Annotated in this window: 12 protein-coding genes; 7 read left to right on the forward strand and 5 right to left on the reverse strand. The window is 70.6% G+C overall.

The features are described 5' to 3' along the window. Nucleotides 1-128: 128 nt before the first annotated feature. The 3 genes from LOY02_RS04865 to LOY02_RS04875 all read right to left on the reverse strand — a co-directional run bounded on the left by LOY02_RS04865 (nt 129) and on the right by LOY02_RS04875 (nt 2,198). Complete coding sequence (locus LOY02_RS04865; protein ID WP_410505917.1) at nt 129-608, reverse strand: nucleoside deaminase; 480 nt, start codon at nt 606-608, stop codon at nt 129-131. Beyond that, nucleotides 608-1,360 carry an SAM-dependent methyltransferase gene (locus tag LOY02_RS04870; protein ID WP_317181207.1) on the reverse strand — a complete coding sequence of 251 codons (753 nt, stop codon included), beginning with the start codon at nt 1,358-1,360 and terminating at the stop codon, nt 608-610. Before LOY02_RS04870 ends, LOY02_RS04865 begins: the two co-directional genes overlap by 1 nt. A gap of 73 nt (nt 1,361-1,433) precedes the next feature. Then, complete coding sequence (locus LOY02_RS04875; protein WP_317181208.1) at nt 1,434-2,198, reverse strand: maleylpyruvate isomerase family mycothiol-dependent enzyme; 765 nt, start codon at nt 2,196-2,198, stop codon at nt 1,434-1,436. A 67-nt stretch (nt 2,199-2,265) separates the two neighbouring features. On the opposite strand from LOY02_RS04875, the gene LOY02_RS04880 reads away from it, so the two are divergent. Further along, nucleotides 2,266-3,216: a proline dehydrogenase family protein gene (locus LOY02_RS04880; protein ID WP_317181209.1), complete on the forward strand. Its 951-nt coding sequence runs from the start codon at nt 2,266-2,268 to the stop codon at nt 3,214-3,216. 3 nt (nt 3,217-3,219) lie between these two features. Next, a complete protein-coding gene (gene proC / locus LOY02_RS04885) occupies nt 3,220-4,026 on the forward strand; it encodes a pyrroline-5-carboxylate reductase (protein ID WP_317181210.1) in 807 nt (268 codons plus the stop codon). A 160-nt stretch (nt 4,027-4,186) separates the two neighbouring features. Here proC and LOY02_RS04890 read toward each other — a convergent pair whose 3' ends face one another. After that, nucleotides 4,187-5,656, reverse strand: a complete 1,470-nt coding sequence (locus tag LOY02_RS04890) for a S8 family peptidase (RefSeq protein WP_317181211.1) — start codon at nt 5,654-5,656, stop codon at nt 4,187-4,189. A gap of 240 nt (nt 5,657-5,896) precedes the next feature. Between LOY02_RS04890 and LOY02_RS04895 the strand changes: the two genes are divergently transcribed. After that, complete coding sequence (locus LOY02_RS04895) at nt 5,897-6,379, forward strand: GNAT family N-acetyltransferase (protein WP_317181212.1); 483 nt, start codon at nt 5,897-5,899, stop codon at nt 6,377-6,379. Between the two features lie 103 nt (nt 6,380-6,482). Beyond that, nucleotides 6,483-7,010 (forward strand): GNAT family N-acetyltransferase, encoded by a 528-nt coding sequence (locus LOY02_RS04900; protein ID WP_317181213.1) that lies wholly within the window; start codon nt 6,483-6,485, stop codon nt 7,008-7,010. 48 nt (nt 7,011-7,058) lie between these two features. Here the strand turns inward: LOY02_RS04900 and LOY02_RS04905 are convergent, their stop codons facing one another. After that, complete coding sequence (locus tag LOY02_RS04905) at nt 7,059-7,727, reverse strand: TrkA family potassium uptake protein (RefSeq protein ID WP_317181214.1); 669 nt, start codon at nt 7,725-7,727, stop codon at nt 7,059-7,061. A 54-nt stretch (nt 7,728-7,781) separates the two neighbouring features. Between LOY02_RS04905 and LOY02_RS04910 the strand changes: the two genes are divergently transcribed. The 3 genes from LOY02_RS04910 to LOY02_RS04920 all read left to right on the forward strand — a co-directional run bounded on the left by LOY02_RS04910 (nt 7,782) and on the right by LOY02_RS04920 (nt 11,163). Next, a complete protein-coding gene (locus LOY02_RS04910; RefSeq protein ID WP_317181215.1) occupies nt 7,782-8,978 on the forward strand; it encodes an acetoin utilization protein AcuC in 1,197 nt (398 codons plus the stop codon). A gap of 322 nt (nt 8,979-9,300) precedes the next feature. Continuing rightward, on the forward strand, nt 9,301-10,668 hold the full coding sequence (aspS, locus tag LOY02_RS04915; RefSeq protein ID WP_317181216.1) for an aspartate--tRNA(Asn) ligase: 1,368 nt from the start codon (nt 9,301-9,303) through the stop codon (nt 10,666-10,668). 294 nt (nt 10,669-10,962) lie between these two features. Then, on the forward strand, nt 10,963-11,163 hold the full coding sequence (locus tag LOY02_RS04920; RefSeq protein WP_272460991.1) for a helix-turn-helix domain-containing protein: 201 nt from the start codon (nt 10,963-10,965) through the stop codon (nt 11,161-11,163). Nucleotides 11,164-11,697 lie beyond the last annotated feature (534 nt).

Here is an 11,697-nt window from a genome sequence, read left to right on the forward strand (position 1 = left end):
CCGGCGTCATCCACAGGCTCCACGGCCCAGGTTCGCCGGGGCGAAGTTGTGGCGGCGGGGCGGGCGGTGGACCCGCGTCAGGTTCGCCGGGGCGAAGTTGTGGCGGCGGGGCGGGCGGTGCAGCCGCGTCAGGTTCGCCGGGCGAAGGCCTCGTGCAGCGCCCGCACTTCCTCCGCGAGCTCGGGCGCCGGTCCGTCGACCACTGCGCCGGGCACCACGTCGCGGATCGGCAGGGCGCGAACCGGCCCGTCCGGCAGTCCCCAGGCCGCGCGCCAAGCACCGAGCTGGGCCGAGCTCACGGCATACACGATCCGCCCGAGCCCGACCCAGCCGTGGGCCGCGGAGCACATCGGGCAGTGCTCTCCGGACGTGTAGACCGTCGCAGCCGCACGCTCCTCCCGGGTCAGGTTCGCCCCCGCCCACCTCGCGATGGCGAACTCGGGGTGCTGCGTCTCGTCCATCGCGGTGACGTGGTTGTGGTCCTCGTAGAGGACCTCGCCCCCGGCACCGACGAGGACCGACCCGAAGGGCTCGTCGCCGCGCTCGAGGGCCAGCCGGGCCAGGTCCACGGCGCGTCGGAGGTGTCCGAGGTCGGTTGCCGTCAGCATCACGCCACCCTTCCGGTCACGAGGGCGAAGGTGACGAACGCCCCGCCGTCGGCCTCGAGCATCTGCTGCACGGGCGAGGTGGTCCGGCCCTTGAGCTCCATGACGGCGCGCTCCCAGAGCAGCCAGTTGGCACAGCCCTCGACCTGCTCGCGGGCCGTCACGGACACGAACGCCCGCGAGAATTCCCACTGGCTCCGCAGCCAACCTGCCGTGTGCCACGCCGCGGTCTCGGCGCCGACGACCCTGTCGATGTGCTCGGGGATCTCACCGAGCTCACGCACCTCCGTGGTCAGGGCGGGGGTGGCGACGCCGAGCTGACCGCCCGGTTTGAGGAACCGCGCCAGGTAGGGCGGGTAGTGGTCGCCCGTCCCGAAGTACTCCCACGCGTCGATGCTGACGATGGCGTCGAACGACCGGGCACCGAAGGGTAGCTGTCCCGCGTCGACCCGCATGGGCAGGACCCGGTCGCCGACGCCCTCCTTGTCGAAGACTGCGCCTGCCTCGGTGGGGTCCACCCAGAGGTCGGCCGCGATGACCCGCACGCCGTACTCCTTCGCGAGGAAGACGGACGTGGCCCCGAGGCCTGACCCGAGGTCGAGGACGCGCATCCCGGGCCTCAGCTCCAGGTCGTTCGCGAGGTCCTCGAGGAGCCACAGCGGGTGCGGGCCCATGTCGAGGTCGACGAGCCACGTCGCGTCGTACTTCGCGGAGCGGGGGAAGGCGTCCTTGGTCAGCTGGTCGAGGGCGGGCATGCTCCGATCCTTGCGGGGCCGGCACCGCGAGTCGAGTCACTTCTCCGCACGTGGACGGGGGGGCAGGCGGGGGCTACTTCCAGGTGATCGTGACGAGGTCGTGCCACCACGGGTCGACGTCGGCGCTCCGGTTCCAGAGGCGCAGGTAGAGGTCCACCGGGTGCCCGGTCAGCTCGCGGTCCACCGTGCCGTATGCCGCTGGGCTCGCTGGGTCGACGACCGTGACCTCCACGGGGTGGTCGGGTCCCATGCCGAGACGCCACGCCACGGCGGAGTCGTCGGGCCGAACGAGCACGACCGTCTCGTCGGGCGGGTGGATGCCCTGGCTGCGGCGGGGGACGAAGCCAGAGAGCAGCTCGTCGATCCCGTCGAGTGCGAGGCGCTCGCCGATCCAGGTCTCGCTGCGCTCCGGCGGGCGGCCGAGACGGGCCGCGATGGCGTCGACGGCATGGATCGTCGTCTCGTGGCACTGCCGGCGGGTCCAGAAGACCTTCGGGGCGGGGGCGTTCTTGAGGAAGACGAAGGCCTGCAGGTCGTCAGGCGCGTCGACAAGGGCCTGGAGCAGTGCCGTGGCCCCCTCGTCGAACCAGCCGAGCAGGTCCGGCTCCGACTCAGCCTGCGCCTCGAGCGACTCGGGGGTCCCGATCGGGGATCCGGTGACGTGGCTCGCCGCCCAGCGGTGGGCCATGCCCACGTGGGCGACGAGGTGTTGCACGGTCCAGCCGGGGCAGGTCGGCACGGCGGTGTCGAGGCGGGCCGCCATCGCGTTCGCCCGCAGCACCGTCGCCGCCTGCCCGAGTCCGTCGCCGAGCTCGTCGAGGGAGAGTCGCACGTCCATGCGGTGAGTCTGCCGTACGGCGGTAGATTTGCCGCAGCCACCACCGTGACGATGACCGGGAGGTCCCGTGGACGCCAGCGACGTGCTGCGCAACTCGCTTCTTCAACTCGCCAAGCAGGAGTCGATCCGCGACCTCGTCCAGAAGGCTCCGGTGTCCCGCGCAGTCGTCAAGCGCTTCGTGCCGGGGGCTCAGCACGCAGACGTCGTCGCCGCCGCAGGGGAGATCGCGGCGACGGGCCGGCTCTCGACGATCGACTACCTCGGCGAGGACACGACCGACCTCGCCCAGGCGCAGCAGACGCGTGATGCCTACCTGGAGCTCCTCACTGCCCTTCGCGACGAGGGCCTGACCGAGGGCGGCACCGTCGAGGTCTCGCTCAAGCTCAGCGCTCTCGGCCAGGCGCTGCCCGGCGACGGCAACAAGATCGCCCTCGAGCATGCGCGCGAGATCTGCACGCTTGCCGACCTCGCCGGCACGACGGTGACGTTGGACATGGAGGACCACACGACGACGGACCTCACCCTTGAGGCGCTGCGCGAGCTGCGCGCCGACTTCCCGGGCGTCGGAGCGGTCCTGCAGTCGTATCTCTACCGGACCGAGGCAGACTGTCGAGACCTCGCCGTGGCCGGTTCGCGGGTCCGCCTCTGCAAGGGGGCCTACAAGGAGCCCGAGTCCGTGGCGTTCCAGTCCGGCGCCGACGTCGACAAGTCCTATGTGCGGTGCCTCAAGATCCTCATGGAGGGGCCGGGCTACCCCATGGTGGCCACCCACGACCCACGCCTCGTCGAGATCGCGGGGGCGCTCGCGGCCAAGGCGGGACGGGCCGCCTCGTCGTTCGAGTACCAGATGCTCTACGGCATCCGCCCCGACGAGCAGAAGCGGATCTCCGACCGTGGGGACCAGCTGCGCGTCTACATCCCGTACGGCGAGGAGTGGTACGGCTACCTCATGCGGCGCATGGCCGAGAAGCCGGCCAACGTCATGTTCTTCCTCCGCGGCCTCGCAACGAAGGGCTGAGTCATGGCAGTCACTGCGATCTTCGGGGCCGGCGTCATGGGCGAGACGCTTCTGTCGGGCCTGCTGCGCTCCGGCCGGGACGCGGCCGAGCTCGTCATCACGGAGCGGAACGCCGAGCGCGGAGCGCAGCTCGCCGACACGTACCACGTGCGCTTCCTGTCCAACACCGAGGCCGCGGACCTCGCGGACACCCTCGTCCTCGTGGTCAAGCCCCAGGACATGGAGGGCCTGCTCGACGAGATCCGCGACCACGTCCGGGAGGGCAACACGGTCGTCTCGCTCGCCGCAGGCATCACGACGGAGTACCTCGAGGCACACCTGCCCGAGGGCTCGTCGGTCGTCCGGGTCATGCCCAACACCCCTGCGCTCGTCGACCAGGGCATGGCCGGCATCTCGCCGGGACGGCACTGCACGGAGGACCACCTCCTCGAGGCCGAGGCCCTCCTGTCCTCGTGCGGCAAGGTCGTGCGGCTCGAGGAGAAGCACCTCGATGCCGTCACCGCGATCTCCGGCAGCGGCCCGGCCTACATCTTCTACGTCGTCGAGGCGATGATCGAGGCGGGCGTCGTGCTCGGCCTCCCGCGGGCCACCTCCACGGAGCTCGTCGTGCAGACCCTCTACGGAGCCGCGACGATGCTCAAGGAGACCCACGAGCACCCGACCGTGCTGCGCGAGCAGGTCAGCTCCCCGGGCGGCACGACCGTCGCAGCGCTGCGGCAGCTGGACGACCACAAGGTGCGAGCGGCGTTCGTCACCGCGATGGAGGCGGCGGCGGCCCGGTCCAAGCAGCTGGCCTCCGGCCACGTCTGAGCCTGTCGAGCACGTCTGCACGCCCGACGTGCCACGCGGAGTGCACGCCGTCGGCGGGGGCAGCTCGTCGCATCAACGCGATCGAGTGTGCAGTTCGTGCCGGTGACGCTGGCACGAACTGCACACTCGGCTCAGGCGTGGCTACGGAGTCGTGCCGGCCCTACTGGACGGCGGCGAGGGCGTCGACCTCACCGGCTCCGTAGAACCCGTTTCGCTGCCCGCCGTAGCAGGTGGCCTCGTACCTGTCACCCAGCGCGGGCGTCGGGTTGTAGACACCGTCCGGGCAGGCCAGCGGCTGAGCCGTGCGCTCGAGGACCGCGGCGAGGGCGCCGGGGCTGAGCCTCGGGTTCGCCGAGAGCGCCAGCGCCGCGACGCCGGCCGCGTGCGGGCTGGCCATCGACGTGCCCTGCTTGTAGCCCCACCCGTTGGTCCGGGTGACCGTGTTGAAGGTCGTCGAGAGGATCGCGTCGGCCGCGTTCGAGGCGGAGCCACCGCTTCGGAACCGGGCGTCACCACCGGGAGCCGCCACGTCGACGTCGCCGAGGCCGTAGGACGAGTAGTACGACTTCTCCTCCGTCGGGCCCGTCGCCGAGACGGTCACGACACCGGGGGCCTGGCCGGGCAGGACGACGCAGGCGCCGTTGATGGTGCGCTCCTCGACCGGGTAGCTGCCGTCATTGGGGCTGCCGTCGTCGATGAACTTGTGCTGCAGGTCGACGTTGGAGTTGCCAGCCGAGGCGATGTTGAGCACACCCTTGCTCTGGGAGTAGCGGATGGCGCGCTGGACGGCCTGCCACACCGGCTGCTGCCGGGCGTCGTTGCGGCAGTTCCACTGCCACGGGTCGATGTAGTAGCTGTTGTTGGTGACGTCCATACCCTGCTCGGCGGCCCACATGAAGCCGCACAGTGCCGCCTCGGGGTAGATGTAGCCGTCGTCGTTGACGACCTTGACCGCGGCCACCTTGGCGCCCGGCGCGACGCCGGTGACGCCGACACCGTTGATGGCCGCCGCAATGGTCCCGGCGACGTGGGTGCCGTGGTCCGAGGTCGTGGGGTTCCACGCGGCCTCCGACGTGTCCTGCACGCCTTCGAGGCACGAGACGCTCTTGTCCTTCGCGATCTGCGAGGCGAGGTCCGGGTGGCTGCTCGAGATGCCACTGTCGAGGACGCCGACGACGACGCCCTCGCCGGTCGCCACCTCGTGGGCCTCGGCGACGTTGATCTGCGGCATGTCCCACTGCAGGCCGTACAACGGCTCTCCGGCCGCGTGGCTCGCTGCCACCTCGGCCGAGCCGACGGTCTCGAGGGTCTCTCCCTCGTCGAGGAGGGTGCCGAGTCCATCGGTCGAGGCCGCTGCCTCGACGCCGCGCCCGGCCACATCGGAGACGAAGTCGGGGTTGGTCGAGCGCGCGACGACGACACCGATCTGGTGGTAGTCCGCGGCGACCGTGCCGCCCGCTGCGGCGACGCGGGCCTTGGCCTGCGATGTGGCGGTGCCCGGGGCCAGGACCAGGTAGGTCGCCTCCACCCCGTCCGTGGCGGCGGCCGCGAATCCTGCGGCGCCGACGACAGAGGCGCCGAGCACCACAGCGCTGGCGGCGGCCAGCGGTCTGAAGAGACTGCGTTTCACTGAGCTACTCCAATCGGGGGACTGGTGTGACTGCATGCCGGCGAGGACGCCAGCATGCTGCGAACCTAGTTGGGCACTGTGATCTGCGCCACCCGAGAAGGGCTCCGTCTGAACGCCGGGTCGGGTGAAAGGGAGTTGTCGCGCCCGGGCGTGGGGGAGGAGGCTTTCCTCATGGGTGCACCAGGCGAGGAGCCAGCGTCCGCGATTCCGATATCCCGGACACGCCGCGGACATCGGCCGATGCACCTGCACATCGTGCGCCCCGACGACTGGGAGAGCCACCGCGACTTCAGGCTGGAGGCCCTTGAGGATGCACCGGATGCGTTCTGGTACACGTACGCCGACGAGGCGGTCTTCGACGAGGCGGACTGGCGGCAACGGATCGAGGGCGCGTGGCTCGTCCAGGCGCGGGACGCACAGGGCGTCATCGGCAGCGTGGGACTGGGGGCGCACTGGGAGACGGAGCGGGCCACCACGGGGGAGCTCTTCGGCTTGTACGTGGCACCTCGAGCGCGCGGGCGGGGAGTCGGCGAGGCGCTGGTCAACGCCGTGCTTGACGAGGCCCGCCACCTCGGCAGGACGGAGGTCGTGCTCGAGGTCGGCAGCACCAACGAGGCCGCCATCGCCCTCTACGAGCGCTGCGGCTTCGTCCGGACCGGTGCCACCGAGCCCCACCCCCGTCGTGCCGACATCCACGAGATCGAGATGGTCCACCGCCTCTGAACGGCGGCCTCTGCAGACCGGCATCGAACCTTGTGCGCCGGGTCACACCGAGTTCGCCGACCCTCGGGTGCGTCGCGGCGAGGCTGCGTGCAAAGGTGGAGGCATGAGCGAGATCACCGTGCGCACCTTGGGCGAGGACGAGTGGCAGGACTATCGAGCAGTGCGGCTCGAGGCCCTGCGTGAATCCCCCGAGGCCTTCGTTGCGACGGCAGAGGAGGAAGAGGCGTTCGACGAGGACTACTGGCGCGCGCGGATGCGACGCTCGGCCCGACTCATCGCCGAGCAGGACGGCGTCGCGGTCGGTGTCGTGAGCGTCGGCACGGCGGCGTCGGAGGAGGACGGCGACTCGGGCGAGCTCTTCGGGCTCTGGGTCAAGCCCGAGCTGCGTGGCACCGGGGTCGCCACGCGCCTCGTCAAGAGCGGTGCGGTCCTGGCCCAGCAACGCGGACAGAGTCGGCTCTACTACTGGGTCGGCACCGAGAACGGTCGGGCCGTCGCCTTCGCGAGCGGGATGGGCTTCCGGCCCGCGGACGAGCGGCGGCCGATGGGGGTGAAGTCGGAGATCGACGGCGAGGAGGAGATCGCCATGGTCCTCCCGCTCGGCACCGACCCCGGGGTGGTCGGTCGCTGAGGCGCACCGGGTCGTTGGCCGACCACGCCGCGGTCGCTGGACTGCAGTTCAAGGTCGGGCGGCGAACCGCTCGATGAGCTCGGTCGGCCCGCTGACGATGAGCATGTGGTGCGCTGAGACCTTCGTCTGGGGCACGGCGTAGGTGAAGTCCTCGCCCGGCGCCTTGACCCCCACGACGGTGACGCCGTACTTCCTCCGGATCTGGCTCTGCTCCAAGGTGAAGCCGATCGTCTCCGACGGTGGCTTGATCTTGACGATGGCGAAACCGTCGTCGAACTCGATGTAGTCGAGCAGCCTGCCGTTGACGAGGTGCGCGACACGCCGCCCCGCGTCGGACTCGGGCGAGATCACGTGGTGGACGCCGATCCGGTCCAGGATCCGTTTGTGCTCCTCGGAGAGCGCCTTGGCCCAGATCGAGGGCACGCCCGCGTCGACGAGGTTCGCGGAGGCGAGGACGGACGACTCGATGGACGATCCGATCCCGACGATGGCGATCTTCGGCTCCGCGGCCCGGATCATGTCGATCGCCGACGCCTTGGCCATGTCGGCGTGCACGACCTTGGCGAACTTGTTGACGTAGGACTCGGCCAGGGCGTTGTCGCGCTCGACGGCGATGACGCGGTGACCGAGCTTGGTCAGCTCGGTGGCCACCGCCGAGCCGAACCGTCCGAGCCCGATGACGAGCACGTCGTCCTCGAAGAGCCTGTTCCGGGCCATGGGGTTCCCTTCGTCACAGTCCGCGCACCTCGATGACGCGATAGCGTCTCAATCATGCCAAGTCAGGCCCGCGTCGTCTGGGACCCGTCGTTCACGAAGTACAACTTCGGGCCGACACATCCCATGGCGCCCATCCGACTGGACCTGACGGCGCGGCTGTGTGAGGCCTTGGGCCTGTTCGATGCACCCGGCGTCGAGGTGTGCGGGGCGGACCCGGCCAGCGACGAGCTGCTCGAGACGGTGCACGAGCCGGAGTACATCGCAGCGGTCAAGGCGGCCTCGGCCGACCCGACCAGGGCCAACCCGGACCGGGGGATCGGCACCGAGGACGACCCTGCCTTCGAGGGGATGCACGAGTCGAGCGCCCGGATCGTCACCGGGACGGTGGACGTCGCCCGGGCGGTGTGGGAGGGCGAGACGAGCCACGGCGTCAACTTCACCGGCGGACTGCACCACGCGATGCCGGACCGGGCGAGCGGTTTCTGCATCTACAACGACATCGCGATCGGCATCCAGTGGCTCCTCGACCACGGGGCGGAGCGGGTGGCCTACGTCGATGTGGACGTGCATCACGGCGACGGCGTCGAGCGGATCTTCTGGAACGATCCCAGAGTCCTGACGATCTCCCTGCACGAAACAGGCCGGGCGCTCTTCCCGGGCACCGGGTGGCCCGCGGACATCGGCGGCCCGAACGCCGAGGGCACCGCTGTCAACGTGTCGCTGCCACCGGGTCTGGCCGACGCCGGCTGGCTCCGAGCCATCCATGCCGTCGTGATGCCGATCGTGCGGTCGTTCAAGCCCGAGATCCTCATCACCCAGCACGGGTGCGACACGCACGCGGATGACCCGCTCGCGCACTTCGCCATGACAGTGGACGCCCAGCGATCGGCCGCTGACTCGCTCCATCGGCTGGCCCACGAGGTGTGTGACGGCAAGTGGGTCGCACTCGGCGGAGGGGGCTACGAGGTCGTCGGCGTCGTGCCGCGCACGTGGGCTCACCTGACGGGGATCGCGGCGCACCAGCCCATTCCTACGGCGACGGAGATCCCGCAGGACTGGCGAGACCACGTCGAGCGGGCAACCGGACGGCCGGCCCCGCTCCGCATGGGCGACCTGACGACTCAGGACGGGCCGCTCTGGTGGCGCTCGTGGGACCTCGGCTACGACCCGGGCAGCGAGGTGGACCGAGCGATCATGGCGACCCGGACGGCGGTGTTCCCGCACCACGGCTTGGACGTGCACTTCGACTGACGACGACGGCGTGAGAATCGACCGAGCGCCAGCGAGGTGGGTCCCACGTTCTACGTGGGCGGATCGGAGCGCCGAGGAGTCGGTCGCGAAGGTTCGACTGACGACGACGGCGTGAGAATCGACCGAGCGCCGATTCCCGTTGGACTGCGCCGGTGAGACCCACCTACCCTTGGGGCACGGCGTTGACGGGCCTGACGATCCTGAGCCGAGCAGGACCAGAGGCCGACCGCGATCTGCGGCGGCGAAGGTGCGGTGGCACAGCGACACACCCCATCGCCCGCACCTCCGGGGCACCATCCCAGGAGGTGAAGGAATGCCAGCAATGCACCAACCACGCACCAGCGCGACGGTTCGAGTCCTCGCCCGCGACCTCGCGGCGCAGCCGGACGGCGCGCCCGCCACTCTCGCCGGCTGGGTCCACCGACGTCGAGCTCTCGCGAACGTCACGTTCGTCGTGCTGCGGGACCGCTCGGGCCTGGCCCAGGTCGTCGTCAAGGACCCGGACGTCATCGCGGGCCTCGCTGCGATGCCGGAGGAGACGGTCGTCGAGGTGACGGGTCGGGCGGTCCACAACCCCGACGCGCCCAGCGGCGCCGAGCTGGTCGACCCCGCCTTCACGCCGCTCACCGAGCCGGCGGCGCCCCCGCCGGCAGAGCTGTGGCGGCCGACCTTCGGGGCCGGCCTGCCGACACAGCTCGACCATGCCGCCGTGACGCTGCGCCACCCGAGGCGCCGCGCCGCGTGGGAGATCGCGAGTGCGTCGATGCAGGGGTTCCGCTCTGCCCTCGGCTCGCTCGGGTTCACCGAGATCGCGACTCCGAAGCTCGTCGGCACCGCGACGGAGTCCGGCGCGAACGTCTTCAGCGTCGACTACTTCGGCGAGCGCGCGTACCTCGCCCAGTCGCCCCAGTTCTACAAGCAGATGCTCGTGGGGGTGTTCGAGCGGGTCTTCGAGGTCGGTCCGGTGTTCCGCGCCGAGCCGCACGACACGGTCCGGCACCTCGCGCAGTACACCTCGCTCGACGCGGAGCTCGGTTTCATCCGAGACCATCGTGACGTCCTGGTGATTCTGCGTGCGGCCCTCGCCGGGATGGTCGAGTCCATCAGGTCGTATGCCGCTGAGGCCGCTGCGCTCCTCGGTGCCGAGCTGCCCCGGGTGCCCGAGGAGTTCCCCGTGATCCACTTCCGTGACGCGCTGACGAAGGTGGGGGCCGCGGCGGACGAGCCCGACCTCAGCCCGGCGCACGAACGAGCGCTGAGCGACTGGGCGCGCGACACCTTCGGCTCGGACTTCCTTGCCGTCGAGGGCTACCCGATGGCGAAGCGCCCCTTCTATTCGGCACCCGAGGGCTACGAGACAACCCAGCCCCGCGGGAGTTCGGGGGGTGCACCCGGGGCGGAGCCCCCCGTGGGTGAGGGCTCGAACAGCTTCGACCTCCTCTTCCGGGGCCTGGAGCTGACGACGGGTGGTCAACGCCTGCACCGGCCCAGTGACTACGCGGCCGCTCTCGAGCGTGCCGGGCAGCCACCAGAGCTGTTCGCCGGCTACCTCGACGCCTTCTCGCACGGCATGCCGCCCCACGGGGGGTTCGCGATCGGGCTCGAGCGGTGGGTGGCGCGACTGACGGGGGCCGAGAACGTGCGAGAGGTGGCCCTCTTCCCGCGCGACCTGCACCGGCTCTCGCCCTGAGGGTGGACGGGCGCTGAGGGTGGCTCGCGCGAGGAGCGAGCTCAGCGGCATACCAAGAGAATTGGCTTGAGATCCGGCGCGTCCCTGCCGGACGACCTGGTCCCTCAGGGGACCGGCTGAGCTCTCAGTGGGAAGCCGGCCGCTCGGCGTGTCCGCTTGCACAGCGGAGCCCGACCCCTTCGCGCCCTTCCCCTCCAGTCACATCAGCACCTAAGGTTGCCTTCTGCACCCGTGTGATGTTTCGCCGGAGGGGAAGCCGGCGACGCGCGTGTGTTGGAGAGATCGAGGTATCACATGTCGAATGAGCGTCAGCTCGCCGAGGTGCGGTTCCTGACCGTCGCCGAGGTCGCCTCGATCATGCGCGTGTCGAAGATGACGGTGTATCGACTCGTCCACGGCGGCGAGCTTCCGGCCGTCCGGGTCGGGCGCTCCTTCCGGGTTCCGGAGGATGCCGTGCACAAGTACCTGCAGCAGTCATTCATCGACACCGCGTGAATCAGCGGTATCCGCTCTGAAGGGGCGGCCGGGCCATCAGGCCGGGCCGCCCCTTCAGTGTGTGCGATCTGTGCGGACTGGCCCGGGAGGCGGGCGAGCAGGGTCACGCCCCGGCGGCGGTGCTCGTCCATGCCTCGGGCGTCGAACGCGCCCCAGATCATGCCGACCCGCACGCAGCTGACCCGGGATGCGCCGATCAGCCGCATGCCCTGGCTGACCATGACACTCGCCGAGTAGGACGAACCGGAGTACGCGGTGTCCGGCCCACCGGGGGCGGTTGTTGGTGCACCTGGCTGCGCGCGTATGCACCCGGCCGCACCCGGTGGGCCCCTGGGGGGTTGTCCCCCGCCCAACGCGGGGGAGCGCGGGCTGATCGTGGGTGTGTCCGGCTGCCACGATGGGACGCATGGCCTCCACCGCACGCCTCCGCCCAGCGGCCCCCGCTGGGCAGGCCGACCACCCTCGGACCCCTGCGGCCACCGACGGTCGCTGGACCGACCGCCGCAGGCCCGTCGGTTTCCTCGCCGGGCCAGT

Source organism: Intrasporangium sp. (genome assembly GCF_032907665.1).
GTDB lineage: Bacteria > Actinomycetota > Actinomycetes > Actinomycetales > Dermatophilaceae > Intrasporangium.

Bases quoted from the DNA above. Each gene is read 5' to 3' on its own strand.
- LOY02_RS04865 (WP_410505917.1), bottom strand. From the start codon at position 608: ATGCTGACGGCAACCGACCTCGGACACCTCCGACGCGCCGTGGACCTG.
- LOY02_RS04870 (WP_317181207.1), bottom strand. From the start codon at position 1,360: ATGCCCGCCCTCGACCAGCTGACCAAGGACGCCTTCCCCCGCTCCGCG.
- LOY02_RS04875 (WP_317181208.1), bottom strand. From the start codon at position 2,198: ATGGACGTGCGACTCTCCCTCGACGAGCTCGGCGACGGACTCGGGCAG.
- proC (WP_317181210.1), top strand. From the start codon at position 3,220: ATGGCAGTCACTGCGATCTTCGGGGCCGGCGTCATGGGCGAGACGCTT.
- LOY02_RS04895 (WP_317181212.1), top strand. From the start codon at position 5,897: ATGCACCTGCACATCGTGCGCCCCGACGACTGGGAGAGCCACCGCGAC.
- LOY02_RS04900 (WP_317181213.1), top strand. From the start codon at position 6,483: ATGAGCGAGATCACCGTGCGCACCTTGGGCGAGGACGAGTGGCAGGAC.
- LOY02_RS04905 (WP_317181214.1), bottom strand. From the start codon at position 7,727: ATGGCCCGGAACAGGCTCTTCGAGGACGACGTGCTCGTCATCGGGCTC.
- LOY02_RS04910 (WP_317181215.1), top strand. From the start codon at position 7,782: ATGCCAAGTCAGGCCCGCGTCGTCTGGGACCCGTCGTTCACGAAGTAC.
- aspS (WP_317181216.1), top strand. From the start codon at position 9,301: ATGCACCAACCACGCACCAGCGCGACGGTTCGAGTCCTCGCCCGCGAC.
- LOY02_RS04920 (WP_272460991.1), top strand. From the start codon at position 10,963: ATGTCGAATGAGCGTCAGCTCGCCGAGGTGCGGTTCCTGACCGTCGCC.